The organism is Acinetobacter sp. AYS6 (genome assembly GCF_025630795.1).
Taxonomy (GTDB): Bacteria; Pseudomonadota; Gammaproteobacteria; order Pseudomonadales; family Moraxellaceae; genus Acinetobacter.
In genome coordinates this window covers 562501-587929 of sequence record NZ_JAOTNV010000004.1, presented here as the reverse complement: position 1 = coordinate 587929, position 25429 = coordinate 562501, and the positions used below count along the sequence as shown (strand labels likewise).

The 25429-nt window shown below is 38.6% G+C and carries 23 protein-coding genes; 13 read left to right on the top strand and 10 right to left on the bottom strand.

The features are described 5' to 3' along the window. Nucleotides 1-32 precede the first annotated feature (32 nt). Nucleotides 33-1463 carry an aldehyde dehydrogenase family protein gene (locus OD757_RS03600; RefSeq protein WP_263030879.1) on the top strand — a complete coding sequence of 477 codons (1431 nt, stop codon included), beginning with the start codon at nucleotides 33-35 and terminating at the stop codon, nucleotides 1461-1463. 68 nt (nucleotides 1464-1531) lie between these two features. On the opposite strand, the gene OD757_RS03595 is transcribed toward OD757_RS03600, so the two are convergent. After that, the gene (locus OD757_RS03595) at nucleotides 1532-2017 is read right to left on the bottom strand and encodes an Lrp/AsnC family transcriptional regulator (protein WP_004643588.1); all 486 of its coding nucleotides are present in this window, start codon (nucleotides 2015-2017) and stop codon (nucleotides 1532-1534) included. A gap of 134 nt (nucleotides 2018-2151) precedes the next feature. Between OD757_RS03595 and OD757_RS03590 the strand changes: the two genes are divergently transcribed. The 9 genes from OD757_RS03590 to blp2 all read left to right on the top strand — a co-directional run bounded on the left by OD757_RS03590 (nucleotide 2152) and on the right by blp2 (nucleotide 14999). Next, entirely contained in the window at nucleotides 2152-3873 is a 1722-nt protein-coding gene (locus OD757_RS03590; protein WP_263030878.1) for an alpha-keto acid decarboxylase family protein, read from the top strand. Nucleotides 3874-4014: 141 nt separating this feature from the next. Then, complete coding sequence (locus tag OD757_RS03585) at nucleotides 4015-5394, top strand: amino acid permease (RefSeq protein WP_009393651.1); 1380 nt, start codon at nucleotides 4015-4017, stop codon at nucleotides 5392-5394. A 476-nt stretch (nucleotides 5395-5870) separates the two neighbouring features. Then, nucleotides 5871-6902, top strand: coding sequence for a substrate-binding domain-containing protein (locus tag OD757_RS03580; RefSeq protein ID WP_009393506.1), 1032 nt, complete (start codon nucleotides 5871-5873; stop codon nucleotides 6900-6902). Nucleotides 6903-7002: 100 nt separating this feature from the next. Further along, entirely contained in the window at nucleotides 7003-8382 is a 1380-nt protein-coding gene (pstC, locus tag OD757_RS03575; RefSeq protein WP_009393725.1) for a phosphate ABC transporter permease subunit PstC, read from the top strand. Further along, on the top strand, nucleotides 8379-9776 hold the full coding sequence (gene pstA / locus OD757_RS03570) for a phosphate ABC transporter permease PstA (protein ID WP_034679048.1): 1398 nt from the start codon (nucleotides 8379-8381) through the stop codon (nucleotides 9774-9776). Before pstC ends, pstA begins: the two co-directional genes overlap by 4 nt. A gap of 13 nt (nucleotides 9777-9789) precedes the next feature. Next, the gene (gene pstB, locus OD757_RS03565; protein WP_009393441.1) at nucleotides 9790-10692 is read left to right on the top strand and encodes a phosphate ABC transporter ATP-binding protein PstB; all 903 of its coding nucleotides are present in this window, start codon (nucleotides 9790-9792) and stop codon (nucleotides 10690-10692) included. 148 nt (nucleotides 10693-10840) lie between these two features. After that, a complete protein-coding gene (gene sohB, locus OD757_RS03560; protein WP_263030877.1) occupies nucleotides 10841-11803 on the top strand; it encodes a protease SohB in 963 nt (320 codons plus the stop codon). 137 nt (nucleotides 11804-11940) lie between these two features. Continuing rightward, a complete protein-coding gene (locus tag OD757_RS03555; protein ID WP_263030876.1) occupies nucleotides 11941-12558 on the top strand; it encodes a cytochrome b/b6 domain-containing protein in 618 nt (205 codons plus the stop codon). Between the two features lie 245 nt (nucleotides 12559-12803). Further along, nucleotides 12804-14999 (top strand): Ig-like repeat protein Blp2, encoded by a 2196-nt coding sequence (gene blp2 / locus OD757_RS03550; RefSeq protein ID WP_263030875.1) that lies wholly within the window; start codon nucleotides 12804-12806, stop codon nucleotides 14997-14999. Between the two features lie 36 nt (nucleotides 15000-15035). Here blp2 and OD757_RS03545 read toward each other — a convergent pair whose 3' ends face one another. The 9 genes from OD757_RS03545 to OD757_RS03505 form a co-directional block, all read right to left on the bottom strand. Then, nucleotides 15036-15677, bottom strand: a complete 642-nt coding sequence (locus OD757_RS03545) for a DUF2238 domain-containing protein (protein ID WP_263030874.1) — start codon at nucleotides 15675-15677, stop codon at nucleotides 15036-15038. Between the two features lie 79 nt (nucleotides 15678-15756). Continuing rightward, a complete protein-coding gene (gene purB / locus OD757_RS03540) occupies nucleotides 15757-17145 on the bottom strand; it encodes an adenylosuccinate lyase (RefSeq protein WP_263030873.1) in 1389 nt (462 codons plus the stop codon). Between the two features lie 53 nt (nucleotides 17146-17198). Continuing rightward, nucleotides 17199-17930, bottom strand: a complete 732-nt coding sequence (hflD, locus tag OD757_RS03535; RefSeq protein ID WP_004643577.1) for a high frequency lysogenization protein HflD — start codon at nucleotides 17928-17930, stop codon at nucleotides 17199-17201. 13 nt (nucleotides 17931-17943) lie between these two features. Then, nucleotides 17944-19077 (bottom strand): tRNA 2-thiouridine(34) synthase MnmA, encoded by a 1134-nt coding sequence (mnmA, locus tag OD757_RS03530; protein ID WP_009393647.1) that lies wholly within the window; start codon nucleotides 19075-19077, stop codon nucleotides 17944-17946. 4 nt (nucleotides 19078-19081) lie between these two features. Further along, on the bottom strand, nucleotides 19082-19570 hold the full coding sequence (locus OD757_RS03525) for an NUDIX hydrolase (RefSeq protein ID WP_263030872.1): 489 nt from the start codon (nucleotides 19568-19570) through the stop codon (nucleotides 19082-19084). 144 nt (nucleotides 19571-19714) lie between these two features. Beyond that, a complete protein-coding gene (locus OD757_RS03520) occupies nucleotides 19715-20266 on the bottom strand; it encodes a gamma carbonic anhydrase family protein (RefSeq protein WP_263030871.1) in 552 nt (183 codons plus the stop codon). 91 nt (nucleotides 20267-20357) lie between these two features. Next, entirely contained in the window at nucleotides 20358-21506 is a 1149-nt protein-coding gene (dacC, locus tag OD757_RS03515; RefSeq protein WP_009393588.1) for a D-alanyl-D-alanine carboxypeptidase PBP5/6, read from the bottom strand. Nucleotides 21507-21632: 126 nt separating this feature from the next. After that, the gene (locus OD757_RS03510; protein WP_263030870.1) at nucleotides 21633-22055 is read right to left on the bottom strand and encodes an MCR_0457 family protein; all 423 of its coding nucleotides are present in this window, start codon (nucleotides 22053-22055) and stop codon (nucleotides 21633-21635) included. Between the two features lie 148 nt (nucleotides 22056-22203). Beyond that, entirely contained in the window at nucleotides 22204-22575 is a 372-nt protein-coding gene (locus tag OD757_RS03505; RefSeq protein WP_263030869.1) for an MCR_0457 family protein, read from the bottom strand. Between the two features lie 101 nt (nucleotides 22576-22676). Here OD757_RS03505 and surE point away from each other — a divergent pair, with 101 nt between their 5' ends. From surE to OD757_RS03490, 3 genes are all read left to right on the top strand, one after another. After that, nucleotides 22677-23447 (top strand): 5'/3'-nucleotidase SurE, encoded by a 771-nt coding sequence (gene surE, locus OD757_RS03500; RefSeq protein WP_009393519.1) that lies wholly within the window; start codon nucleotides 22677-22679, stop codon nucleotides 23445-23447. Nucleotides 23448-23558: 111 nt separating this feature from the next. Beyond that, nucleotides 23559-24386 (top strand): peptidoglycan DD-metalloendopeptidase family protein, encoded by an 828-nt coding sequence (locus tag OD757_RS03495; protein ID WP_263030868.1) that lies wholly within the window; start codon nucleotides 23559-23561, stop codon nucleotides 24384-24386. 101 nt (nucleotides 24387-24487) lie between these two features. Then, the gene (locus OD757_RS03490) at nucleotides 24488-25417 is read left to right on the top strand and encodes a LysR family transcriptional regulator (RefSeq protein ID WP_009393673.1); all 930 of its coding nucleotides are present in this window, start codon (nucleotides 24488-24490) and stop codon (nucleotides 25415-25417) included. The last annotated feature ends 12 nt before the right edge of the window (nucleotides 25418-25429 follow it).

Below are 25429 nucleotides of genomic sequence, written 5' to 3'. Positions count from 1 at the left end.
GCTGTAATTACAATTAAGACAAGGAAGAAGAAATGCAACAAGTTAATATGCTTAGTGAATTTAAACTGATTATTGGCGGTCAATCTTGTTCAGGTGAGCAAGGTGAACTGGAAATTATTAACCCTGCTACAGGTTTAACTGCCGCACGCTGTGCAAAAGCATCGGTTGAGCAAGTAAATAAAGCTGTGATTGCAGCTAAGCAAGCCTCTAAAGCATGGCAACTCGTTTCCCATGATGAACGTAAATCCATTTTGAACAAGATTGCGGATGGTATTGAAAAGCATGCTGAAATGCTCGCTGAACTTGTTGTGCTTGAACAAGGTAAGCCACTGGCACTCGCGCAAATGGAAGTGCAGGGTGCAATTGGTTGGACTCGTTATGCGGCTGCTATGGATTTACCCGTTGAAATTATCGAAGACAGTGAAACCAAGCGTATTGAACGTCATCGTCAGCCATTAGGTGTGGTAGCTTCAATTACTCCTTGGAACTGGCCTCTCATGATTGCTGTTTGGCATATTATGCCTGCTTTACGCGCGGGTAACGTTGTGATTAGTAAACCTTCTGAATACACACCGCTATCAACTTTGCGTTTATGTGAAATCATTCAGCAAGAAGTTCCTGCTGGTGTAATTTCAATTGTGGTCGGTGCTGGTGAAATTGGTGAAGCATTATCTTCTCATCCAGATGTGCAAAAAGTTGTGTTTACGGGATCAACTCGAACTGGTCAACACATTATGGCTGGTGCAGCTCAGCAGCTAAAACACTTAACTTTAGAACTTGGTGGTAATGATGCTGGTATTGTATTACCAGATGCAAATATCGATGAAATTGCAGTTAAGATTTTTAATACTGCCTTTTTGAATGCGGGTCAAACGTGTGCGGCGTTAAAACGTTTATATGTGCATGAAAGCCAATACGATGCTTTAGCCCAAAAACTGGCTGACATTGCTAATGCTCAAATTGTGGGCGATGGAATGGAGACTTCTACCACGTTTGGTCCAGTACAAAACCAAATGCAATATAACAAGGTTAAAGAACTTATTGCCGAAGCAATTGAGCAAGGCGCAAAAGCACTTTCTGGTCAACAGCAATTACCAGAGCAAGGTTACTTTATTGCACCTACCATTTTGACTGAAGTGTCTGATTCTTGTCGTGTTGTACAAGAAGAGCAATTTGGTCCAGTGTTACCTATCTTAAAATATACAGACATTAACGATGCAATTGCACGAGCCAATGACAGTGAATTTGGTTTGGGTGGCTCAATCTGGTCTTCTGATATTCAAGCTGCTCAAACTTATGCGACTCAGCTTCAATGCGGTACTGTTTGGATTAATACCCATGCAGAAGTACTGCCTCATGCACCTTTTGGTGGTTGGAAAATGTCAGGCTTAGGTGCTGAGTTTGGTTTAGAAGGTTTACTTGAAAATACGATTGGGCAAACATTTCATATCAGTAAAGGCTAAATATTAATTTTAAGGCGGATGATAGATCCGCCTTTTTATTTTAAATTATTTTAGTAAAACTAGACTGCTTAAGTCGTGTGATGGTAACCGTGACCTTTAGGTTTGATTAAAAAATGATTCTGTTCTTTGATTTTTTTCAGAACAATGTAAGACTTTATGTGACCAATAAAATTATAAGAAAGCAATCTTTCGGTTACAAATTGAGAAAGCTGTTCTAAGTTTTCTGCAACGACTTTTAAAATAAAATCCGCATCACCACTAATTGAAAATGCATCTTGAATGTTATCTTCCGCTTCAATGAGTTCTTGAAATGCCTGCTGAGATTTTGCCTCGTGTGTTCTTAAATTAATGTGAATCATCGCTGTGACTTCCAGTCCTAGCGCTTGCTGCTGGATGCGGGCGGTGTAGCCTAAAATTATGCCTTTTTGCTCAAGGAGCTGTCTTCTTCTAGAACATTGGGAAGCAGATAAACCGATTAAATCTCCAACTTCCTGATTGGTGAGCCGTCCATTCTTTTGTAGCGCCTGAATGATTTGCCAGTCGAACTTATCCATTGCATAAAATCCTTTTATGATACACAAATCATGTATTTTTATTAAAATGCGTTTTCATTATGCACGAAATCTAAAAGGTAGATGAAATATTATTTTTCTATGGAATAAAAATTGGTCTCAAAGGATATAGAGCAATGTTCATAGAAATCGGTGACTTTTTAAATCTTCGTCTAAAACAAATGGGTATCCAACATCTCTTTGGTGTACCTGGTGATTTTAACCTCTCATATCTTGAACAAGTTGAAGCAGATCCAGAACTCGAATTTATTGGAAATTGTAATGAATTAAATGCTGCCTATGCAGCAGATGGTTATGCACGAATTAACGGTTTTTCTGCCTTGGCAACTACTTATGGTGTAGGTGATTTAAGCGCGATTAATGGCATTGCAGGTGCATATGCAGAAAATGTACCTCTCATTCATATCTCTGGCATTCCACCTTTACATGCAGTTCAAAAGGGCACTTTAATTCACCATACGTTGGTTGATGGCAACTACGACAATATTATGAACTGTATGAAAGAGTTCACAGTTGCTCAAACACGTTTAACTCCTGCAAATGCAGCCTTTGAAATTGATCGTGTATTACGTCAGTGTTTCCTCGATCGCCGCCCTGTGCACATTCAACTACCAGGCGATATTACTCACGTTAAAATTGAAGTTACTGAGCGTCCGCTCGATTTAAGCTACCCAGCTGTTGAACCAGATTTATTAAACAGCGTAGTCAATAAACTTTGCGACATTTTGAACAATGCAAAAAGCCCAGCGCTTCTCATTGATAATGAAGCTTCAGTTTTTGGCGTGACATCTTTGCTTAATGATTTATCTCAAAAGTGCTCAATTCCATTTGCCGGTATGAATACTGCAAAAAATATTATGGATGAAGGTTCGCCACGTTACATCGGCACTTATGTAGGTGGGGCAAGCCAGCCGCATGTGAAAAATATCATTGAGCAATCTGACTGCTTAATTGGTATTGGCGCACGTTTTACAGACGTCGGTTCAGCCGTATTTACTCATCAAATTGAGACTAAAAATTATATTGAAATTAAGTCTTATGGCCTGAATATTTTTGGTCAGGACTACCCAGGTATTGAGATCGGGCAATTACTTGTTGAGTTAAATAAAAAAGTTGCACCGCGTAAAGCAACTAAACCTGTTCTTGAACAACAGCCTCAAAAAGCCTTTGAAGCTCCAGCCCAACAAAAGCTAAGCCAAGATGTGCTCTGGAACTATATTGCAGGGTTCTTAAAAGAAGATGATGTGATTATTGGTGAAGTAGGAACTTCAAACTCAGCTTTGTCTGGTTTAAAACTTCCTGCGACAGCTAAATATATTGCTCAGCCACTTTGGGGTTCAATTGGTTATACCTTACCAGCTTTGCTCGGTAGCTTGCTGGCAGCTCCTGAACGCCGTCAAATTCTATTTATTGGTGATGGCTCATTCCAGCTTACGGTACAAGAGCTTTCTACGATTATCCGTCACGGTTTAAAACCTATTATTTTCTTGCTGAACAATGGTGGTTATACCATTGAGCGATTAATCATGGGTGAAAATGCAGCCTATAACGACGTGCAAAATTGGAAATACACCGAAATTCCAGCTGTATTTAACGGTAAAAAAGGCCATACCACTTATGTAGTTGAAACCGCAGGGCAGCTTAGAAGTGTTTTAGATAATGTTCAGCAAAATGATCAGTTAACTTTTATTGAATTAAAACTGCCAGCTATGGATGCACCAGTGAGTTTGAAAAAATTTGCTTCAGTCATCGCACGTTTTGACTATGGTGATCGTGGTTATGAAATTTTAAAGGAGCGTTCCCAGCCTATTAAATGTAAGGATGCAAGCTCGTTTTAAATAGAAGATAGGAAAATTCTTCTTAAAAATTAAATGGACTCATATTAAAGCAAACTTATGTCCGAAGGTCGGTTTCTGATCTTCGGATATGGTGCTGAATAAAGGTGTACAGGAAGTGACACCAACATTGGAGATAATGTTATGGATGCAAACAATAAGCACGAGTTAAAACAAGGCTTATCCAATCGGCATATTCAACTCATCGCACTCGGAGGCGCGATCGGAACAGGGTTATTCTTAGGTCTTTCTCAAACGATTAAATTGGCAGGTCCTTCAATCTTATTGGGATATGCAATTGCAGGAATTATTGCCTTTTTGATTATGCGTCATTTAGGTGAAATGGTTGTTGAAGAGCCAGTAAGTGGTTCTTTTAGTTATTTTGCCAATAAATACTGGGGCAAAATGGCTGGTTTTATGTCTGGCTGGAATTACTGGGTGTTATATGTGCTGGTAAGTATGGCAGAGCTCAGTGCAATTGGAACCTTCATTCAGTTCTGGTGGCCTGAAATTCCGACATGGCTGACTGCTTTATTTTTCTTTATTTTGATTAACGGCATTAACTTGGTCAATGTCCGCTTTTTCGGGGAATCTGAATTCTTATTTTCGTGCATTAAGATTGTTGCAATTTTAAGCATGATTGGTTTTGGTACTTATCTTTTATTTACAGGTTCTGCTGGCCCGCAAGCAGGTATTGCAAATTTATGGCAGCACGGTGGTTTCTTCCCACACGGGATCCACGGTTTTGTCATGGCGCTGGCTGTCATTATGTTTGCATTTGGTGGCCTAGAATTAATTGGTATTGCTGCGGCTGAAACTAAAAAACCTGAAACGACTATTCCAAAAGCAGTGAATCAGATTGTATATCGTATTTTAATTTTTTATATCGGTGCGATTGGGATCTTACTGTGTCTTTACCCATGGAATATGGTGGCAGAAGGCGGTAGTCCATTTGTCATGATTTTCCAGTCATTAAACAGTAATGGCGTTGCGAACGTTTTAAACTTCGTAGTCTTAATTGCTGCTATTTCAGTTTATAACAGCTGTATCTATTGTAATAGTCGTATGTTGCACGGTTTAGCAGAGCAGGGTAATGCTCCAGCAATTTTGAAAAAAGTAAACAGTCGCGGTATTCCAGTTCCAGCAGCAGTTGTTTCTGCATCTATTACAGCAATATGTGTGGTCGTAAATTACCTTATTCCTGGTCAAGCTTTTCAGCTCTTTATGATGCTTGTTGTGGCGGCACTTGTTATTAACTGGCTTATGATTTCAGTCACACATTTGAAATTTACTAAAGCGATGAAATTGCAAAAACGTCAAACTAAGTTTCAAAGTATTCTTAGCCCGTGGAGTAATTATTTAACCATTAGCTTCGTATGCTTTATTCTTATTATCATGGCAATGACGCCAGATATGAGATTGGCTGTTATTTTAGGCCCCATCTGGCTTGCTGTTTTAGCACTGATGTATTTCTTAAAATATCGTAAAAAAATGGTAGCGATGCCAGAAGTACAATCGAATTAATCCGCTAAATTTACAACGATATTGCGGTTACCTTACATACGGAAGGTAACCCTTTATCTTTTGTCATATTATTTTAATGTTACAAAGAAATTATTATTTATCGCAAAATTTAATAACAATTTTAGTCATAAAATTATTTTTAGTAGTAAAAGTAAAAATAAAGTTAAATTATCGATTTTTAAAATATTTATAATATATTTTGATTTTATATTTTATGAATATTTAAATTCTATATTTTTAATGAGTGTCATAATACAGACTAATATATAAAGTAAAATACCCACTTGGTTTGAATTAAATATTTGATAATAGATAAAAAATAATAATGTGACAATTAACAATATCGAAATCATTAAAGCGTCATCATACTGTAACTTAATTGTCATATTTTCTATTCACAATGCAGCTATCGAAGAGCGTACAAGCACTCAACAAAAAGTGACGTACAACCTATTGCATTAATGAGAGAGAACAGAATGCGCTTAAATCCACGTCAAATCGCAATTGCGTTAGCAGTAACTGGGGCAGCTGTAACAACGACTGCAAATGCAGCTCGTGATACGATTCAAATTGCTGGTTCTTCAACTGTATTACCATTTGCCAGCGTTGTAGCTGAAGAGTTTGGTAATACATTCCCTCAATTTAAAACTCCTGTAGTTGGTTCTGGCGGTTCTTCTGCTGGTTTAAAACAATTCTGTCAAGGTGTTGGCGATAACACAATCGACGTTGCTAACGCTTCTCGTAAAATTAAAAGCACTGAAATTGAAGCTTGTAACAAAGCTGGTGTAAAACAAATTCAAGAAATCAAAATTGGTTACGACGGTATCGTATTTGCGTCTAACTCACACAAAGCAGCTTATAAATTAAAACCTTACCATGTGTTTGCTGCTTTAGCTGCACAGTTACCTTCAAAAGGTAAATTGGTTCCAAACCCATATACAAACTGGAACCAGATTGATAAATCACTTCCAAATGAACCAATTACACTTGTAATTCCTGCGTCTAACCACGGTACGCGTGAAGTTTTCCAAGAGAAAATGGTTGATGCTGGTTGTGAATCATATGAATACTTCAAGAGCCTAGATAAAGATGCTCAGAAGAAAGCATGTTCTACTTTCCGTAAAGATGGCCGTGTAATTGAAATTGCTGGTGACTACACAGAAACTCTAGCTCGCTTAAAGACTTCTCCAAGTGCAGTAGGCGTGTTTGGTTTAAGTTTCTATGATATGAACCGTGACAAGTTACGTGTAGCAACAGTAAATAATGTTCTTCCATCTGAGAAAACAGTATTGAACGGTACATATCCTGTATCTCGTCCATTGTTCTTCTATGTGAAAGGCGAACATTTAAAATCAGTTAAAGGCTTACCGCAATATGTAGAATATTTCGTAAGCAAAAAAGCGACAGGTAAAGGTTCTAAAGCTGAACGTGATGGCTTAATCGCAATGTCTGATGCTGAACGTGCAAAAGTTTTGGCTGACTTTAAAGCAGGTAAAACTGTTAAATAAGTTAGTTTGAATAGGGGGCTGGTGATCTTGAGAGTTCATCAGCCTTTTTGTCTAACTTGTTTTTCCAAATTATGACAATTGAGAAAACAGTGGAGAGTACATGAATCTGCTACTTATCGGTGTGTTGTTAGCCCTTGTGGCAATCGCATATCAACTTGGGCTGAGAAAGAGCCGTAGCCTAGCAGGTAAGGGAAGCAACTCGGCGACATTACATTCTCGTCCTGGTTATTATGGTGCACTGGTTGGGCTTTGGTGCGGTATCCCTGCTTTTTTAATTTTGATCATTTGGAGCTTGGTTGAACCAAGTATTTTAAATCATATTATTTTTAATAATATTCCCGCATCGATAAGTGCTTCACTTGATGAAGCGGGAAGAAGCGTATTAGTTGATCGTGTTCAAGCGATTGCTTCAGGTTTTGGGGTAAGTGACAAACCGGCAGCCTATGAGTTAGCTGCTGCTCAACAGTTCGCAAAATTTCAAACCATTGGCTCTTTTGCCAAATTTGCTGTTGTCGTTTGTGCAGCTTTATTAGGTTTAGTGTGGGCAAAGAAAAAAATTAATCAACAATATCGTGCACGTAACCAAGTTGAACGTGCCATTAATGTTGCTTTGATTTTATGTTCTGGCGTTGCGATTTTAACAACCATCGGTATTGTGATGTCGATGTTTGGCGAAGCAATGCACTTCTTCCGTTTTGTAAGTCCGCTTGATTTTTTCTTCGGAACAGAGTGGAACCCTGGCTTTAGTACTTCAGGTAATGTCGAGGGCAGTTATGGTTTATTACCATTGCTCTGGGGCACACTCATGGTCAGCGGTATTGCTTTACTCGTTGCCGTACCAATTGGATTAATGATTGCCATTTATTTAGCTGAATATGCTTCTCCTTGGTTACGCTCATGGGCAAAACCAGCAATTGAAGTTTTAGCTGGTATTCCAACAATTGTTTATGGTGTTTTTGCCATGATGATTATTGGACCATTTTTCAAGACAGCGGGTGCCTATGTCGGTCTTGAAATTAACGCGACCAGTGCTTTAACTGCTGGTTTTGTGATGGGGATTATGATTATTCCGTTTGTTTCTTCTTTATCAGACGACATTATTACCCAAGTACCTCGTGCTTTACGTGACGGTTCTTTAGGACTTGGAGCAACTAAGTCGGAAACAATTCGTCAAGTCGTTTTACCTGCTGCGTTACCGGGCATTACAGGCGCCTTTTTATTAGCTGTCTCGCGTGCCGTAGGGGAAACCATGATTGTGGTTTTGGCAGCAGGCAACAGCCCACTTTTACATGCAAATCCATTTGAAGCTGTTTCGACAGTGACCGTTACAATCGTAAAACAGTTAACTGGTGATACTGACTTTGCCAGCCCACAAGCTTTGGTTGCATTCGCGTTAGGTCTAACACTCTTTGTGATTACCTTATGTCTAAACATTGTCGCACTGTACATTGTGCGTAAATACCGTGAGCAATACGAATGAGTACATCAAATACATCGTCTCCTATGGATCAGAACGTATTTGATCCAAAAGCTGCTGCTGAATCACGTGAACGACGTAAAAAGGTCATCGAAAAATCTTTGGCTAAACGTCATCGTAAAGAAAAAGCTTTTCGTTATGCTGGTTTCTCGGCAGTCGTAATTGGACTTGCATTCGTTGCGCTATTGTTTACCAGTATTTTGGCAAAAGGTTTACCTGCTTTTTGGCAAACAAGTATGACTGTTCCAATTTACTTTGATCCGCAAGTGATTAATGCAGGTCCTGTACCTGTTCGTGGGCAGGGGGAAACACCTGCACATTATCAAGAGCGTTATATCGACTGGCAAACCAAAATGGGTATGGTCGATTGGGACGGTATCATTGTAAATGGAATGATTGCGAAAGATCCTGCACTTGCCTCACAGCGTGATTACTTGAGTAGCCTATATGCAAGTTCAGAAGCTTATCGTTTACGTGACATGGTTTTTGCAGACCCATCACTCATTGGTAAAAAAGAAAATCTTAATTTCTTAGGCGATGCGAATGTCGATGTCTGGTTAAAAGGTAATATTGACCGTTCGTTGCCAGATGATCAGCAACAACTTGACCCAGAAGTTCGTAAACTTGCAGATGAGCTAAAAGCAAAAGGTATTCTTGAAAATACGTTCAATTTGAACTTGTTTAAGAATCCGGACTCTCGTAGTTCACCAGCAATTAGTGGTCTTGCAGGTGCATTCATGGGTTCATTATTCATGATGCTGATTGTGATCATTATTGCAATTCCGATTGGTGTTGCCAGCGCAATCTATCTTGAAGAGTTTGCTCCAAAAAATATTCTTACAGACATTATTGAAGTCAACATCAATAACCTTGCTGCTGTTCCTTCAATTGTGTTTGGTTTACTCGGTGCGGCAATTTTTATTGGGTGGATGCATTTACCTTTATCTGCTCCGTTAGTCGGTGGTTTAGTTTTAAGTTTGATGACATTACCAACAGTCATTATTACGACACGTGCTTCCCTAAAAGCAGTACCACCTTCTATTCGACAAGCTGCACTAGGTTTGGGAGCTTCTAAATTTCAGACTGTTTTCCACCACGTTTTACCATTAGCTTTACCAGGCATTATGACAGGCTCGATTATTGGCGTTGCCCATGCGCTTGGTGAAACTGCACCTTTACTTTTAATTGGAATGAGTGCATTCGTTGCAAGTATTCCAACAACTCCATTTGATCAATCAACTGCTTTACCTGTCCAGGTTTACTTATGGCAAGGTAATGAGTTGCGTAACTTCTTCGAAGGCCGTACTGCCGCTGCGATTATCGTACTACTTGCTTTAATGATTGGGTTAAACAGTCTTGCAATTTGGTTACGTAAAAAGTTCGAAGTGCGTTGGTAATAGAGGATAAATTATGAATACTATTGATATTACGAATTCCTTAGAAAAGGATAAGTTAGTGAACACTGAACAATCTCAATTTACAGATAAATCGCAGAACCATGGCACTTCGTATGTTTCGCATTTTGAACCACACACTTCAAAAAAGCAGAACTCAACCGAAATCAAAATTAGTGCACAAGATGCCCATGTTTATTATGGTGATTTTGAAGCGATTAAGGGTATTGACCTCGATATTTACAAAAACGAAGTTATTGCTTTTATTGGCCCGTCAGGTTGTGGTAAATCGACCTTTCTTCGTACGATAAACCGCATGAATGACACAATTGATGGTTGTCGTGTAACAGGTAAGATTACACTCGATAACCACAATATTTATGATCCAAATCTTGATGTCGTATTATTACGTGCTCAGGTTGGTATGGTATTCCAAAAGCCAAACCCATTCCCTAAAACTATTTTTGATAACGTGGCTTATGGCCCAAAACTTCATGGTCTAGCGCGCGATAAATATGATCTTGAAGAAATTGTTGAAAATAGCTTGCGTAAAGCGGGTCTATGGGATGAAGTGAAAGACCGTTTGAATCAACCGGGTACGGGTTTATCAGGTGGTCAGCAACAACGTTTATGTATTGCACGTACAATTGCAGTTAGTCCAGAAGTCATTTTAATGGATGAGCCGTGTTCTGCACTCGATCCAATTGCAACAGCAAAAATTGAAGAATTGATCTCTGATCTATCAGCGCAATATACAATTGTTATTGTGACTCACTCGATGCAACAAGCAGCGCGTGTTTCTGATCGTACTGCTTATTTCCATTTAGGTGATTTGATTGAAGTCAACTCAACTGAAAAAGTCTTTACGCAGCCTGACCATCAGTTAACAGAAGCCTATATTACTGGTCGCTTTGGTTAATTGATAATCAAGAAAAGAAAAAGAGCCATGTGCTCTTTTTTTTATTATATAAATGAAAATGACTCTATTTTGCAAAAACGCTATTGAATTTTAGTCAAAAGGACCACATCTTAAGGCTATAAAAGATAACTTATGAGCTTAGAATTTTATGTTATTCCATTTGCCTAAACTCCCTGCAGAAATACGTGTTAGTCATTTAAATGCACGTGTAAATGAACAGAGAAAAAAAATTGCACAAACAACTGCAAGCCGTTTAGAACTTTTACAATTGGCTCAACAACTGGCTAAAGAAGCTAAAATTCGCCGTAAAAATAATCAGAAAATCTTTGTCTTAGATTTTAAAGGTGATATTCAAGCTTCAGCAGTTGAAAACTTACGAGAAGAAATTACCCTCATTTTAGCAACTGCTAAGGCAGGGCGTGATCGTGTTGTCGTTCGCCTTGAAAGTCCTGGAGGCATGGTACATGGTTATGGACTAGCAGCAGCTCAATTGGTGCGTTTACGCGATGCAGGTTTCCATCTGACGATTTGTGTAGACAAAGTGGCAGCAAGTGGCGGCTATATGATGGCATGTATCGCAAATGAAATTATTACAGCACCATTTGCTATTGTTGGTTCAATTGGTGTGGTTGCTCAAGTTCCAAACTTTAACCGCCTTTTAAAACAACATAATGTTGATTTTGAACTTTACACGGCAGGGCAGTATAAGCGTACTGTGACGATGTTTGGCGAAAATACGCCTGAAGGTAAAGCGAAGTTTGAAGAAGAACTTCAACAAACGCATGTGTTATTTAAGCACTTTGTTGAAAAGTATCGTCCACAGCTTAATGTTGATAAAGTCGCTACAGGCGAACATTGGTATGGTGAAGATGCGCTTAATCTCAACCTAGTTGATAAATTACAAACATCTGATGAGTATCTATTGGCTTTATTAGCACAGCATGATGTCTATGTAATTAACACTCGTAAAAAAGCGACCTTAGGTGAAAAGCTAGGTTTGCAAGCGGCACAGATGGCTGATAGCTTGATTCCCGCTGTAATGAATAAATTTGTAGATAGTTTGGCAAAAGCTAATTCAACTTTAGTTCAAATGCGTGATACTAGATTTTAATTAACCTAAATTTTTGAACTAAAGAGTACCTAAATGGGTACTCTTTTTTTATGGGGGGGGTGAAAGAAATTGATTAATATTTGTTTAAGTTTCAATTGTAAAAGTTATAGTTAACTTTTCACTTCTGAGTTTTTGTGATGACAAAAACATGGTCACATATTGATATTCTCATACGTATTTTACATATCATTATTATGCTTGGCTTTATTGGTGCTTACTTCACAGGAGACAATGAAGATTTACACCAAGTCCATATGATGTTTGGTTACATACTTCTTATTAGTATTACCGTGAGAGTGATCTGGCATTTTTTGAGTCCGCGTATTTCAAGTACAACACCGTTTGGCATTAAAAAGCGAAGTATTATAGCGATAAGGGCGATCAAAAAATCTTTAGTCCATTCAAATTTTAGAAATATTTTTTCTAAAAATTCAATTCATTCAATCAGCATTGCACTTTTTCAAATTTCAATTGTACTTATATTTCTCGTGATTCCCATTGTGGTGGGGCTAGGGTATGCGACTGAGCATGTTAATTTTTCTTTGAAAGACCTACACGAATTTTTTGCAAACTTATTTTTAGCTTTGGTTTTGTTGCATGTTTCAACTCTTATTCTAAATAGCGTTTTTGCAAAACATTTTCAGGGCTGGAGTATGCTAAAAATGACGCCATCAGATGCGAAGATTACTAAATTGGCTGCTTTATGTCTTTTGATTTTGATAGGCACTTTTAGCTTTTTTTACTTAAGAATGTAAAATGATGGTCTTAAAATAGGTGAAATTAAGTAAATACTAAAATATGTAATATTTAAAGCTTATATAACTTTTTTGAGAAATAGACATTTTAATTAAAAGTCAAAAATAATTATTGATAAATATACTTTTTGAATTGTGATAAACACATGTTTTTGATATTTTAAACAGCAATAAAATAGCTTTTAGATGAATCATTTAAAAAGTTAGACATTTAAAAATATAACTGAAATTCAGGATAGGAAATAATGACAAGAATAATTGTGGCATCCAAAGAGGGTTTGGACGTTCTGCAAAATGGTCAGCTCAATAAAGTGGTTTTAAACCAACCTGCAATCATTCAGATTGGTGTTAGCCAAAAAGACATAGCATCGATGGAAAAGCAGGGTGGAAGTCTTATCATCCATTTAAAAAATGGAGAAACCCTTGTTTTAGAAAATTTCTTTAATGAAGCAACAAATACAACAGAACATTCGCTTGTTTTTCCGACTGAACAAGGAAAATTTGTTGAAGCACAATTCGATGCACAAGGTAAGGTTATAGACTATAGAGGTCTAGACCATGTCACAGATTTAGCCTATACAAGTACTAGTCAGCCAGCTTCAACCATGGCAGTTGATGATTCTCCAAATTTTTCGATGGGTAATGTGTTAAAAGCAGGCTTAGCAGTTTTAGCCGCTGAGGGTTTATACCTTTGGGCTTTTGATAAAGATGATAAAGATGACTCATCATCGGCGCCAGATTTAATTGCACCTAATCAGCCCACAGCTACTCTGGCTGATGATACTGTTACGGTCAGTGGTAAAGCAGAGGCCAATGCAAAGATCTATATTCAAGATGCAAAAGGACAGGTTCTTGCTTCGGGTACTGTCGATAGCAATGGTAATTTTACCATTAAACTTGATAAGCCATTGGTAAACGGTGAAAAAGTAGCTGTTATTGCTCAAGATGCTGCTGGAAATAACTCTAAAGCCACCGTTGTTACTGGTACCAAAGACACAATTGCTCCAGATGCTCCTCAGGCTCAATTAAATGAAGATGGTTCGATCTTAGAGGGTAAAACTGAAGCGAATGCTACTGTAAATGTCTATGATGCTAGCGGAAAATTATTAGGTACTGTAAAAGCAAATTCAGATGGAATTTTTTCTTTAAAGCTAACCCCTCCTTTGACAAGTGAAGCCGGTGGTAAAGTCATTGCTCAGGACGCTGCTGGAAATAAATCCGAAGCGACTCTCATCTTTGCTGGGAAAGATACTATTCCTCCAGAGACTCCTTTAGTTGAAGTCAATAAAGAAGGAACAGTGGTTGAAGGAAAAGCTGAAGCTAATGCGAAAGTTCAGATAAAAGATGCTGATGGTAAAGTCATTGGAACTGGTACGGCAAATGCGCAAGGTGAATTTCAAATTACGCTTTCTTCGGCCTTAAAAGAATCGCAAAAGGCGACAATCATTGTTGAAGATGCAGCGGGTAATAAATCTAAGCCTTTAGAGGTTACCCCTGGCTATGACACCATAGCGCCAGATAAACCCACAGCTCAAGTCAATGCAGAAGGAACTTCTGTTACTGGTACCGCCGAAGCCAATGCAAAAATAGAAATCAAAAATTCAGCAGATAAGGTTATTGGTACTGGAACAGCAGATGCGAATGGAAAATTTACAATCACTATTTCTCCTGCTTTAACCGATAGCTTGAAAGGTTCTGTAATAGCAACAGACAGTGCAGGAAATAAATCTGTTGCGCTGGAGTTTGTTGGTAGTGATAAAGATACGATTCCACCAGCTAAGCCTGTTTTAAAAAGTTTAGATGATGATGTGGGTGCTTTAAAGGGAGCAATTACAGCTGGTTCTGAAACCGATGATGCTAAACCAAAATTTACTGTTCAAGTTGAATCCAATGCGACTTTGACTATTTATGATAACGGTGTAGCAATTTCGATTATTAAAATAGGTGATTTAGGTACGAGTAAGACTTGGTCATTTACACTTGATAAAGATTTAGCCCTCGGTAAACATACCATTACTTTAATTCAAACTGATGCAGCAGGTCTTACCAGTGAAGTCAGTTCACCCTTCACCTTTTATGTAGTCGCACCAAAAGTGGCGGCTAGTGAAGTTATGAGTAGTGATACACATGAAGTTGTTCCTTCTGTGGCGGACAGTGTTGGTTTGAGTACTTTAAAATTCGCGCAAAATGCAACAAGCGAAACGAACCATCAACAGCAAAAATCTGTGTCCTTAGATGATTTATTAAAAAGTTCTTCAACAGATACTTCTGACTCGATTGCAAAGCTTTTATCTTCAACAGAGTCTAAACCAGTGGTGCATGAACAGAGTGATGGAAGCAACACCATTAGTGATGTCACAACCAATCTAGATCAACTTCTACCAAACACAGCTACTTCAATTTTGCCAAATCTTTTAGATCAGACTTATCCGGTAGTCTAAAGAACCTTTAAAAAAAGCGCTCATTGAGCGCTTTTTTTATTTATGACCTATGTGTTTAGGTGTTTTTATAAGAGCCGCAAGTCCATAGAAAATTGCACCAATTGTTGCTAATAGCATATCTTTATGGGCATCCCACATGTCGCCTTGTTGACCATTATAATTCTCAGCTTGCTCTGGTGATAAACCAATGGCTATTGCCCATTCAATGAGTTCATAAAAAACACTAGATGCCATCACGAACTGGACCACAAGTAAAAACAGAGTGAAAGGCCGCGCTGTAGGTAACCAAACTTGAAAAACTCGATAAATAAGAGGGTAGAGTAAAACCCCATAGGCCAGATGAACTAAACGATCATACATATTACGGGTCCAACCCATGTATTGATCTAGATTAAAATGGAATATGTGTTGAATCCAGTCATTGTAAGGCACGTATGAGTACAGATAGTGCGCACCAATAATATGGATGAGCAAAAACCCTAAATAGAAAGTAAAACTTAAAAAATCGAGACCAATCTTTTTAAAAATAATAAATAGGATAACTAACATAAAGACTGTACCCACCTGATGAAGTAAATAAGCTTCGAATTCAAGAGGTTGAATACCAGACAGTATAATGGCAATCAAAATAAGGCTAAGAGCAATATAGTGTTTAAGTTTGAATTGTTTTTCGATCATTTTATGAAGACTTTATTGTGATTTATATCAGTGTAATAAAAAAGCGAAGCCTAAGCTCCGCTTTTTATAAATTTTTTAATTAGATTTTGCTAATTAAATCGTTAATTTGTTTTGCTTGTTCAGCTGCATTACCTGTGTAAGTTGCAGGAGTAAGTTCAGCTAAACGTGCACGCTCTTCGCTTGGTACTTGAGAAAGTTCATCACCATTTACGAAGTTAACCATCATGTCGCGAGTCATTGCTTGACCACGAGTTAATGCTTTTAACTTTTCATATGGCTTTTCAACGTTATAACGACGCATAACAGTTTGAATTGGCTCTGCTAAAACTTCTTGAGCTTGATCAAGATCTTCAAGTAAGCGGTTTGCATTGAGTTCAAGTTTACCGATACCTTTTAAACACGCATCAAAAGCAATTAAACTTTGCGCAAAACCAACACCCATATTACGAAGTACAGTAGAGTCAGTTAAGTCACGTTGCCAGCGAGAAATTGGTAATTTTTCGCCTAAGTGCGCTAATACAGCATTCGCAATACCTAAGTTACCTTCAGAGTTTTCAAAGTCAATTGGGTTAACTTTGTGTGGCATAGTTGAAGAACCAACTTCACCATCTTTCAATCTTTGTTTGAAGTAACCTAAAGAAATGTAACCCCATACGTCACGGTTAAAGTCGATTAAAATCGTATTAAAGCGACGTAACGCATCAAACAACTCTGCCATGTAGTCATGCGGTTCGATTTGTGTAGTGTACGGGTTGAATGCTAAACCTAAAGATTCAACAAAAGCTTGAGCATGCCCAGCCCAGTCAACATCTGGATAAGCAGAAAGGTGAGCATTGTAGTTACCTACAGCGCCGTTGATTTTGCCTAGTAGCTCAACATTTTCAAATTGTTTGATTTGGCGAGCTAAACGGTATGCCACGTTCGCCATTTCTTTACCCAAAGTTGTTGGGCTTGCAGTTTGACCGTGTGTACGTGACAACATTGGTTGTTCAGCGTGAGTTGTTGCCAAAGCAGAGATTGCATTTAAAATTTGCTTCATGCTTGATACTAAAACTTCGCGGCCGTTTTTAAGCATTAATGCATGAGACAAGTTGTTGATGTCTTCTGAAGTACATGCAAAGTGAATGAATTCACCTGCATTTTGTAATTCAGTAATACCTGCGATTTTCTCTTTTAAGAAATACTCAACAGCTTTTACATCATGGTTAGTTGTGCGTTCAATTTCTTTAATGCGGTTAGCATCTTCTTCAGAAAAATTGCTAACAATTGCATCTAAAGCTGCATTTGTTTCATTTGAAAAAGGAGCAACTTCAACAATTTCCGGACGGTTAGAAAGCGCTTGTAACCAACGCACTTCTACAGTGACACGAGCATGAATTAAACCAAACTCAGAAAGAAAAGGGCGTAGCGCATCACATTTGCTGGCATAACGTCCATCTAATGGTGATAGTGCGGTTAAAGCGTTCATAACGATTCCTTAATGTTGGAATAAACATAAAACTAAAAATAATCTCTTTACAGTCAGATGACTTGGTACTGTAAACGAGCAAGTGCTTGAATATCTTGTAGCAATTTACGTTTGCTAAAAATCATGTTCCACGAACTACCACCGAGTTGTCGCCATAAATGGGCCATTTGCAAGCCTGTAAACAGACAAGCGCGGATGCGGTTAGTATGGTTGGTATCTTTAAATGCTTCTGCATTACCACGAACTAGAATGCGAGGGTTAATTTGCCCAGCCGTATCAACATAGGTTTGAGCCAAATTGGCTAAAATGCTTGGGTGTAAGTAGTTATTATCAAAAAAAGAAAGCTGTTTTAAAATCTTTTGCTGCGCTTTTTCAATGATTGCGACGTATTCAGGGTTGCTGTAGACCTTCTTTTCTAATTGTAAAAGTGACATCGCATAGGACATTGGAAGCTTGGCCGTGCCCATTTTTGGAAGGCGAGATTTAGGCATATTTGTAAAAGGTTGAGTAATACAATTTTCGAGTGTTTTAAGCCCTAAAGAAATATCTGCCAACTGATTAAAAAAATCTAATGTTTGAACACCATTGTTGACTGTAGGGCGAATATTTAAACTCGCTTTGATTAACAGCTCAAAATAGAAGTTACCACTTTCACCAATACTCTGCTGACCCGTTAAAGCTGTCATGTGCGTGAGCTGGGTAGCTTGAAATACCCCAGCCAAGGCAAGGGCACGGTTTTGGCGAACATTCAAGGCTTGTGATTGTTGAAATGGTAACTCCACCATGTCATTCATTCCCTTAAATAAAATTTGGTGTAGGGGCATTTGTATGGTGAATGACACCCCCGCCTAAGCAAACTTCATCTGAATAAAATACAACGCTTTGACCCGGTGTAACAGCACGCTGAGGTTCATCAAACTCAACTCGTACACCGTGTTCACTATTTTCATCAATAAAAATGGTACATGCCTGATCAGGTTGGCGATAGCGTGTTTTAGCCGTACAGCGTAAACCTTCAACTGGAATATTCTGTTCACCCGCCACCCAGTCAATTGACTCACTCCAAAGCTGTGTGCTTTGCATGAGTGGGTGTTCATGTCCCTGACCAACAACTAGGCGGTTATTGGCAATATCTTTATGTAGTACGAACCATGCACCTTCCGCTGCACCTTTCAAACCACCTAGACCAATTCCACCACGTTGACCGAGCGTATAGTACATCAGACCGTGATGTTCACCAACTTCTTTACCTGTATCAAGTACAATTTTTCCAGGTTGAGCGGGTAAATATTGTTTAAGGAAGTCATTAAATCGACGTTCACCAATAAAACAGATTCCTGTAGAGTCTTTTTTCTTGGCTGTAGCAAGATCAAGTTCTTCAGCAATTCTGCGGACTTCTGGTTTTTCAATCTCACCTACTGGGAATAGGGTTTTGTTAATTTCTTTACCATGAACAGCATGCAAGAAATAAGTTTGATCTTTGTTATTGTCTACACCACGTAATAACGGGGCGTATGCTTCGCCTTTTGAATTATATGCAGTTTCACCACGACGCGCATAATGACCAGTCGCGATAAAGTCTGCACCTAAAGTCATGGCATGATCTAAAAATGCACGGAACTTAATTTCTTTATTACATAAAATATCTGGGTTTGGTGTACGTCCCGCTGCATATTCGGCTAAGAAAAGTTCAAACACGCGATCCCAATATTCCATAGCAAAGTTTGCTGTATGGAGTTTAATCCCTATTTTATCGGCGACTGCTTGAGCATCGGCTAAATCTTCCATTGCCGTACAATATTCCGTGCCGTCGTCTTCCTCCCAGTTCTTCATGAAAAGACCTTCAACTTGATATCCCTGTTGAAGTAAAAGTGCTGCAGAAACAGAAGAGTCTACACCACCAGACATACCGACGATGACACGTTGTTGCATAGGACTAGGCATCCAAATGAGAGGTTAATGAGGGAGAGAAAGGGTGCTCATAAATAAGCGATAAAGGATAATGGTGGCCTTTTATGGCATCTTCAACTGCTTTTAGCACGAGTGGACTACGGGCACGAGCAGATTCTTTGAGCTCATCTGGTGTCATCCACACAGCAGCTACAATATCTGTATCGAGTTGCGGATTACTTTCAACTTGAGTCACGTGTGCTAAAAAACAGAAGCGATAATACGTGCGATCCGGAAACATCGGCGGGGTATAAGTATAAATACCAAGCAACGCATCAATTTCAACATGATGTCCTGTTTCTTCAAGTGTTTCACGAATGGCTGCTTGTGTTAATGACTCACCACATTCCACATGACCAGCAGGTTGGTTAAATACGGTGTGTACAAAACCTTCGCTATGTTCTTCTACAAAAAGATAGCGTCCGTCTTTTTCTACGACTGTAGCAACAGTGACGTGAGGAGTCCATGCGGCCATAAAAAAGCACCATGATTTAAAAGACGTATAATACGAAATTTAGGGGTTTTTGGCTACGGTGATCTGCTAAACGATATGAGCAGTGCTACAAAACCATATCGCTTAAAAAATCAGAATTTTATTACTGGCAATTCATAGAGCTTATTACTCTTGATCTGCTTGAGCCGCTTTATGATTATTTTGTACTTTCACATAATGTCTTGCTGAATAAGGAAGAAATGCTAATTCTTTTTCGGTTAGTGGTCGCACTTGCTGCACAGGGCTTCCTACATAGAGATAACCACTTTTTAAGACTTTACGCGGTGGAACTAAACTTCCCGCACCAATCATCACATCATCTTCAATAATCACGTCATCTAAAATAACGGTATTGATTCCGACTAAAACACGGTTACCAATGGTGCAGCCATGCAAAGTCACATGGTGGCCAACAGTTACATCTTCACCAATAATAAGAGGTGAGCCATTAGGTTTTGCATCATTTTTATGGCTAACATGCAACATACAATGATCTTGTACATTACTGTTTTTACCAATTTGAATACTATTTACATCACCGCGAATCACTGCAAAAGGCCAAACAGAAACATTTTCAGCTAAGCTCACTTCACCGACTACAACAGCCATGTCATCGATATAGCAAGTTTTATCAACTTGAGGGCGGTGTTCAAGATAAGGACGAATGTTGTTTGCCATGATGAGTATCAAAATAAAATTTAGTCGAATTATAAAATAAAAAAGCACTCAGGCTAAATAGCATGAGTGCTTAATTCAACTATTCAAAAAATTAGAATAAGTTGCTGAAGAATTGTTTAACATGGTCGATTAAGCGCGCAAAGAATCCTGCTTCTTCAACTGGCTTTAATGCAACTAATGGCTTTTCAGCAATGACTTTGCCGTCTAAGCTTGCAACAAGTTTACCTACGACTTGGCCTTTTTGAAGCGGCGCATTTAAGTTAGGCTGAACGACCAATTGAGTTTTAATGCCCCCAGCTTTACCTTTAGGCATGGTCACGCTAAAGTTTTCAGCCAGACCCACTTGAACTTCATCTTCTTTACCAAACCAGACTTTTGCTTTTGCAAGAACTTGGTTGGCTGGTTGAACATTTGCAGTTTCAAAGTTTGCAAAACCCCAAGCCAATAATGTGCGCGTTTGGTCTGCACGTTCAGACATGCTTGGTGTACCAAAAATCACTGAAATTAAACGCATTGGACCGCGTTTACTTGAAGTAGTTAAGCAGTAACCTGCTTCATCTGTATGGCCTGTTTTTAAACCATCTACACTTGGATCTGTGTAAAGCAAAGCATTACGGTTGCCTTGTTTAATACCATTAAAGGTAAATTCTTTTTCAGAGTAGATTGGGTAATATTTTGAACTGTCTTTAATAATATGTTGTGCTAAAACTGCCATATCTTTTGCAGTTGAATAATGACCTTCAGCTGGCATACCGGTCGAGTTAATAAACTGAGTGTTTACCATGCCGATACGTTTTGCTTCCTGATTCATCATATGAGCAAACGTGCCTTCATTTCCGGCAATATGTTCAGCCATTGCTTTTGATGCATCATTACCTGACTGGATAATAATACCACGGAGCATTTCTAGAACAGTCGCTGTACCATTTAAAGGGACATACATACATGATTCAGAGCTACTTCCTTTACACCACGCAGATTCGTTCATGCGAACCTGCTCATTTTCAGTCAGGTCACCTTTTAATAATTTTTGTTCAATGATGTAACTAGTCATCATTTTTGTCATAGAAGCAGGTGCAAGCTTTTCGTTTTCATTTTTAGAAGCGAGAATTTGTCCTGTCTCATAATCCATTAATACATAAGACTTATTATTTAATTCTGGCGGAGCTGATAAGACAGTTGCTGCATAAGAAAAACTTGGTAAGAGGAGTAGTGCAGCAATAGCGCTTTTTCGAGTCATTCTAGGTAATTCCAATATCTTGTATGAAGCAGAAGAACCTAGCATTTTAGGATAAAGCAAAGCCGACTTCTATGGGGGAAGTCGGCTTTTTCAAACAGTATTGTAACTCAAGAGTTTTTTACTAATTTAGTTTTGCGATTGATACGCTTTCACGTCTTGGCAAACTAATGTGTTTTGCTCATCACCCGCTGCTTTAGCATCTTTACGTGCTTCTTTTAAGTATTTTTTGAAGCCTTTGTCTTTACTACGTTTTTCTAAAGCAGAGACAGGATCAGTTTCATTTGGTAGATAGTCTTTAACTAAACGTTCGTAGCCTTGAGCAAAATCAGCATCTTTTTTGCCAATAAGGCTTGGGCAAATTTCAGAAAGTACTTGAATTGCAGCCAATTCTTCAGGAGTTATCCCTTGTTGTGGAGTTACTTCAACAACATTTTCATTTTCGGTTTTCTTTTCAGTTGTTTTCTTCTTATCAGCAGCAAAACCAACTGTTGCCATGCTCATAAGTAAAACCAAAGAGAGCGATTGAACTAAGCTTTTCTTCATAAACATCGATAACCCGAAATAAAATTTTTAAATATGTCGATAGCTTAACCAATTTGCAGGTTAAAAAAATGGAAAAAATGTATTGTTATGTTGGTTTTCTGCTTAATACCAAGCAGAAAACCTCAATAAATCTCTACTCTAAAAGAGCAAACATCTATTCTTTATAATTGACGATCTCTTCACAGAGCTCATGTTGCTCATGATGGTCCATTTGTTTTGCCGCAAGACGCGCTTCATTTAACAAGGTTTTAAACTCTGCATCATTTTGTAGAGTGGCGAGGGTAATGGATTTATTTGAATAACCGCTTAAATACATTGCGATAATTTTTTGACTATTTGACTCAAGTTTTTTATTTGTCCCAACGAAAGCTGGACAAATTTCTTGTAAAACTTGCGTTGCGGCAATGTCATCTTTAATTAAGCTATCAGCCTCTTGTGTTGAGATGTCCTCATCTGCAAAAACCGCTTGCGTACACAATGTGATACTGATCCCCAATACCTGAAAAAAAGGAGCAAAAGTTTTCATTTTTTCACAATTTTATAATGCTATGGAGGCATAAATATATATAATTCAACAAATAATTCAATTGTGAAAACCTTTAGGTTTATTTGTAGAGAAAGATTTTAGTGAATATTTTGATAGCGAATGATGACGGTGTTTTTGCGCCAGGTATACAGGCTTTAGCTGAAGCATTAAAACCACTTGGACGGGTGGTTGTGGTTGCCCCAGAAAGTGAAAGAAGTGGTTTCTCAAGTGCATTAACATTAGATCGACCATTGCGCCCAATCCAAATTGCCGAAGATGTATGGGCAGTAAATGGTACGCCAGCAGATTGTGTTTATTTATCAATGAATGGTTTGTTTGATTTCGAATTTGATTTGGTGGTAAGTGGAATCAATAGCGGAGCAAACTTAGGGGATGATGTTTTATATTCTGGAACAGTAGGAGCCGCATTTGAAGGTCGTTTAATGAAGCAACCAGCAATTGCTGTGTCTTTAGCTGGTCCTGATGTACGCGCTTATAACAATAAAGAAGATTATGCTCAGGCTGCTCAGTGGGTTCATGATTTTATTGCAAGCGGGCTGCCAGCTTTACCTCCACGACATATTTTTAATATCAATATTCCTGACGTGCCGCAGTTACAAGGAGCACAAATTACGTATCAGGGACGTCGTGCTCAATCTAAGCCTATTACCAGTCATGTCGACCCAAGAGGCCGTCAGGTTTACTGGATTGGATTAGCAGGCGAGGCGGTAACAGATCCCGAGCGTGTTTCCAGCCAGATTCAATCGGATTTCTTTGCGGTAGCAAACGGATATGTAAGTGTTACGCCTATTCAAATGGACGCTACAAATTACGCCGTTTTAGAAGACCTTCAGCTCAGTTTGAGTCAATAATTTGCTTCGAATGTTATAACTTTGTGAATAAAGAAAAAGAGGAACGTGTTTCCTCTTACTTTTTTGGTACTCTTAGCCGAAATGATTTGTAGCATTTAGTGAGGGAGATCAATGCATTTAATTGGGCAACAAAACAGAGTGCATATCCAAAAAGACAAAATAATGAAAATTATGATGCTGTCTGTAGTAGTAGGCTTTACTGCGGTTATGGCTGGATGTGCTTCTAAACCACAAATTAATAATAGTTCTCGCTATGCAATGGCTCCTAACTATTACACAGTTCGTTCAGGTGATACTTTAAGTGGTATCGCAATGCGTTATGGTTTGGACTATATCAGTATTGCCGAAATGAATGATATTCCTGCGCCATATCGTATTTATGTCAATCAGTCTTTGCGTTTGAAGAAAGGTTCTTCACCAAGAACAGTATCTACGCAAGTCATGGCGCAACCTGAGCAAATCAAACGTCAAACGATTGCTTTACCAACCACACAGCCTGTTACTCCAGTAACTCAGCCGTCAACTACTGCACCGTCAACGAATACTACAGTAACTTCGGTTGCACCAAATTCGAGCTTACGTTGGATAAAACCGACTAATGGTCCAGTAATTCAAGGGTTTAATTTGGCAAATAATGTCAAGGGAATCCGTTATGGTGGAAATCAGGGTGACCCTATTTATGCCGCAGCCGATGGTCAAGTCGTTTATGCCGCTGATGGCTTAAAAGAATACGGAAATCTGGTTTTAATTAAGCATATTGATGGTTACATCAGTGCGTATGCTCACAATAGCAAGATGTTGGTGAAAAGCGGTGATAATGTAACTGCTGGACAAAAAATTGCCGAAATGGGTTCTACCGGAACATCTCAAGTCATGCTTGAGTTCCAGATTCGTTTGGATGGAAAACCGATTAATCCTATAAATCTTTTACCAAAATAGCTAATGCAAAAAACTTAGGTTTCCTCGTATAATGTAATTGGTTGCTTTCATTACAACAATAAGCATTTTTTATAAATTTAAAATTAGATTTGAGGAAACCTATGTTAGATCAGCTTCGTGCGATGGGTGTTTTCGCTTGTGTGGTCGAAAAAAGTTCATTTAGTGGTGCGGCACGTGAATTAGGAATTACAACAAGTGCGGTGAGCCAGCAAATACGCTCGCTTGAGCATGAAATGGATGTAACTCTATTGCATCGCTCCACTCGTAAACTGAGTTTGACAGAAGCCGGACAGGCTTTTTTTTCAAGCTGTCAAGAGATGTTGGCGGCTGCTGAAAGGGGAAAAATCAGAATTAATGAATTGAGGGATGACTTAATCGGGGATTTGCGTATTGCAACAACTCCTGATTTAGCAGTTCAACACCTCATTCCTGCATTATCTCACTGGATGTCTGCTCATCGCGGTTTATCTGTGCATTTCGAAGTTGGGCATCGTTATATCGATTTACTTGAAGAGCGAATTGATATTGCAGTACGCATGAGTTCTACTCCGGTAGAAGAGAGTAGCTCTGTCATTCCGATGGCTTTTGTAGACCAAATTTTGGTAGCTTCTCCAAGTTATTTGAACCAGTCTAGTCCAATTGTGCATCCTAATGATTTAAGAGATCATGAACTGTTGCCGATTAATGTCATGAATGACTCGCGCCATTTCAATTTCCAACATGTAAAAACAGGTGAAACACTGAATATTGAAATGCAAAGCCGTTTGCAGAGTAATAATTTACAAGTTGCAAAAGCCTTATGTCAGCAAGGGCATGGTATTGCACGAATTTTATATTTGGATGCTCAAAAAGAATTAAAAAATGGTTCTTTAATTGAGCTCATGCCAGATTGGAAATTACCAACGTTTACATTGTATGCTGAGATTGCAAAGCATGAACAGCAACCAATGAAAATTCAACGTTGTGTTGAGGCACTTAAACAGTATTTTAGCCAGTTAGCAGGAGGACGAGCGATTCAGATCGTTCGTTAATTTTGCCACTCT

What these genes read in the sequence shown, in the direction of transcription:
- OD757_RS03495 (WP_263030868.1), top strand. Translation starts at nt 23,559, where the DNA reads ATGCATTTAATTGGGCAACAAAACAGAGTGCATATCCAAAAAGACAAA.
- blp2 (WP_263030875.1), top strand. Translation starts at nt 12,804, where the DNA reads ATGACAAGAATAATTGTGGCATCCAAAGAGGGTTTGGACGTTCTGCAA.
- OD757_RS03580 (WP_009393506.1), top strand. Translation starts at nt 5,871, where the DNA reads ATGCGCTTAAATCCACGTCAAATCGCAATTGCGTTAGCAGTAACTGGG.
- hflD (WP_004643577.1), bottom strand. Translation starts at nt 17,930, where the DNA reads ATGGTGGAGTTACCATTTCAACAATCACAAGCCTTGAATGTTCGCCAA.
- OD757_RS03555 (WP_263030876.1), top strand. Translation starts at nt 11,941, where the DNA reads ATGACAAAAACATGGTCACATATTGATATTCTCATACGTATTTTACAT.
- OD757_RS03595 (WP_004643588.1), bottom strand. Translation starts at nt 2,017, where the DNA reads ATGGATAAGTTCGACTGGCAAATCATTCAGGCGCTACAAAAGAATGGA.
- sohB (WP_263030877.1), top strand. Translation starts at nt 10,841, where the DNA reads ATGTTATTCCATTTGCCTAAACTCCCTGCAGAAATACGTGTTAGTCAT.
- OD757_RS03585 (WP_009393651.1), top strand. Translation starts at nt 4,015, where the DNA reads ATGGATGCAAACAATAAGCACGAGTTAAAACAAGGCTTATCCAATCGG.
- pstB (WP_009393441.1), top strand. Translation starts at nt 9,790, where the DNA reads ATGAATACTATTGATATTACGAATTCCTTAGAAAAGGATAAGTTAGTG.
- OD757_RS03525 (WP_263030872.1), bottom strand. Translation starts at nt 19,570, where the DNA reads ATGGCCGCATGGACTCCTCACGTCACTGTTGCTACAGTCGTAGAAAAA.
- pstC (WP_009393725.1), top strand. Translation starts at nt 7,003, where the DNA reads ATGAATCTGCTACTTATCGGTGTGTTGTTAGCCCTTGTGGCAATCGCA.
- OD757_RS03600 (WP_263030879.1), top strand. Translation starts at nt 33, where the DNA reads ATGCAACAAGTTAATATGCTTAGTGAATTTAAACTGATTATTGGCGGT.
- mnmA (WP_009393647.1), bottom strand. Translation starts at nt 19,077, where the DNA reads ATGCAACAACGTGTCATCGTCGGTATGTCTGGTGGTGTAGACTCTTCT.
- OD757_RS03505 (WP_263030869.1), bottom strand. Translation starts at nt 22,575, where the DNA reads ATGAAAACTTTTGCTCCTTTTTTTCAGGTATTGGGGATCAGTATCACA.
- OD757_RS03545 (WP_263030874.1), bottom strand. Translation starts at nt 15,677, where the DNA reads ATGATCGAAAAACAATTCAAACTTAAACACTATATTGCTCTTAGCCTT.
- OD757_RS03590 (WP_263030878.1), top strand. Translation starts at nt 2,152, where the DNA reads ATGTTCATAGAAATCGGTGACTTTTTAAATCTTCGTCTAAAACAAATG.
- pstA (WP_034679048.1), top strand. Translation starts at nt 8,379, where the DNA reads ATGAGTACATCAAATACATCGTCTCCTATGGATCAGAACGTATTTGAT.
- OD757_RS03490 (WP_009393673.1), top strand. Translation starts at nt 24,488, where the DNA reads ATGTTAGATCAGCTTCGTGCGATGGGTGTTTTCGCTTGTGTGGTCGAA.
- dacC (WP_009393588.1), bottom strand. Translation starts at nt 21,506, where the DNA reads ATGACTCGAAAAAGCGCTATTGCTGCACTACTCCTCTTACCAAGTTTT.
- OD757_RS03520 (WP_263030871.1), bottom strand. Translation starts at nt 20,266, where the DNA reads ATGGCAAACAACATTCGTCCTTATCTTGAACACCGCCCTCAAGTTGAT.
- OD757_RS03510 (WP_263030870.1), bottom strand. Translation starts at nt 22,055, where the DNA reads ATGTTTATGAAGAAAAGCTTAGTTCAATCGCTCTCTTTGGTTTTACTT.
- purB (WP_263030873.1), bottom strand. Translation starts at nt 17,145, where the DNA reads ATGAACGCTTTAACCGCACTATCACCATTAGATGGACGTTATGCCAGC.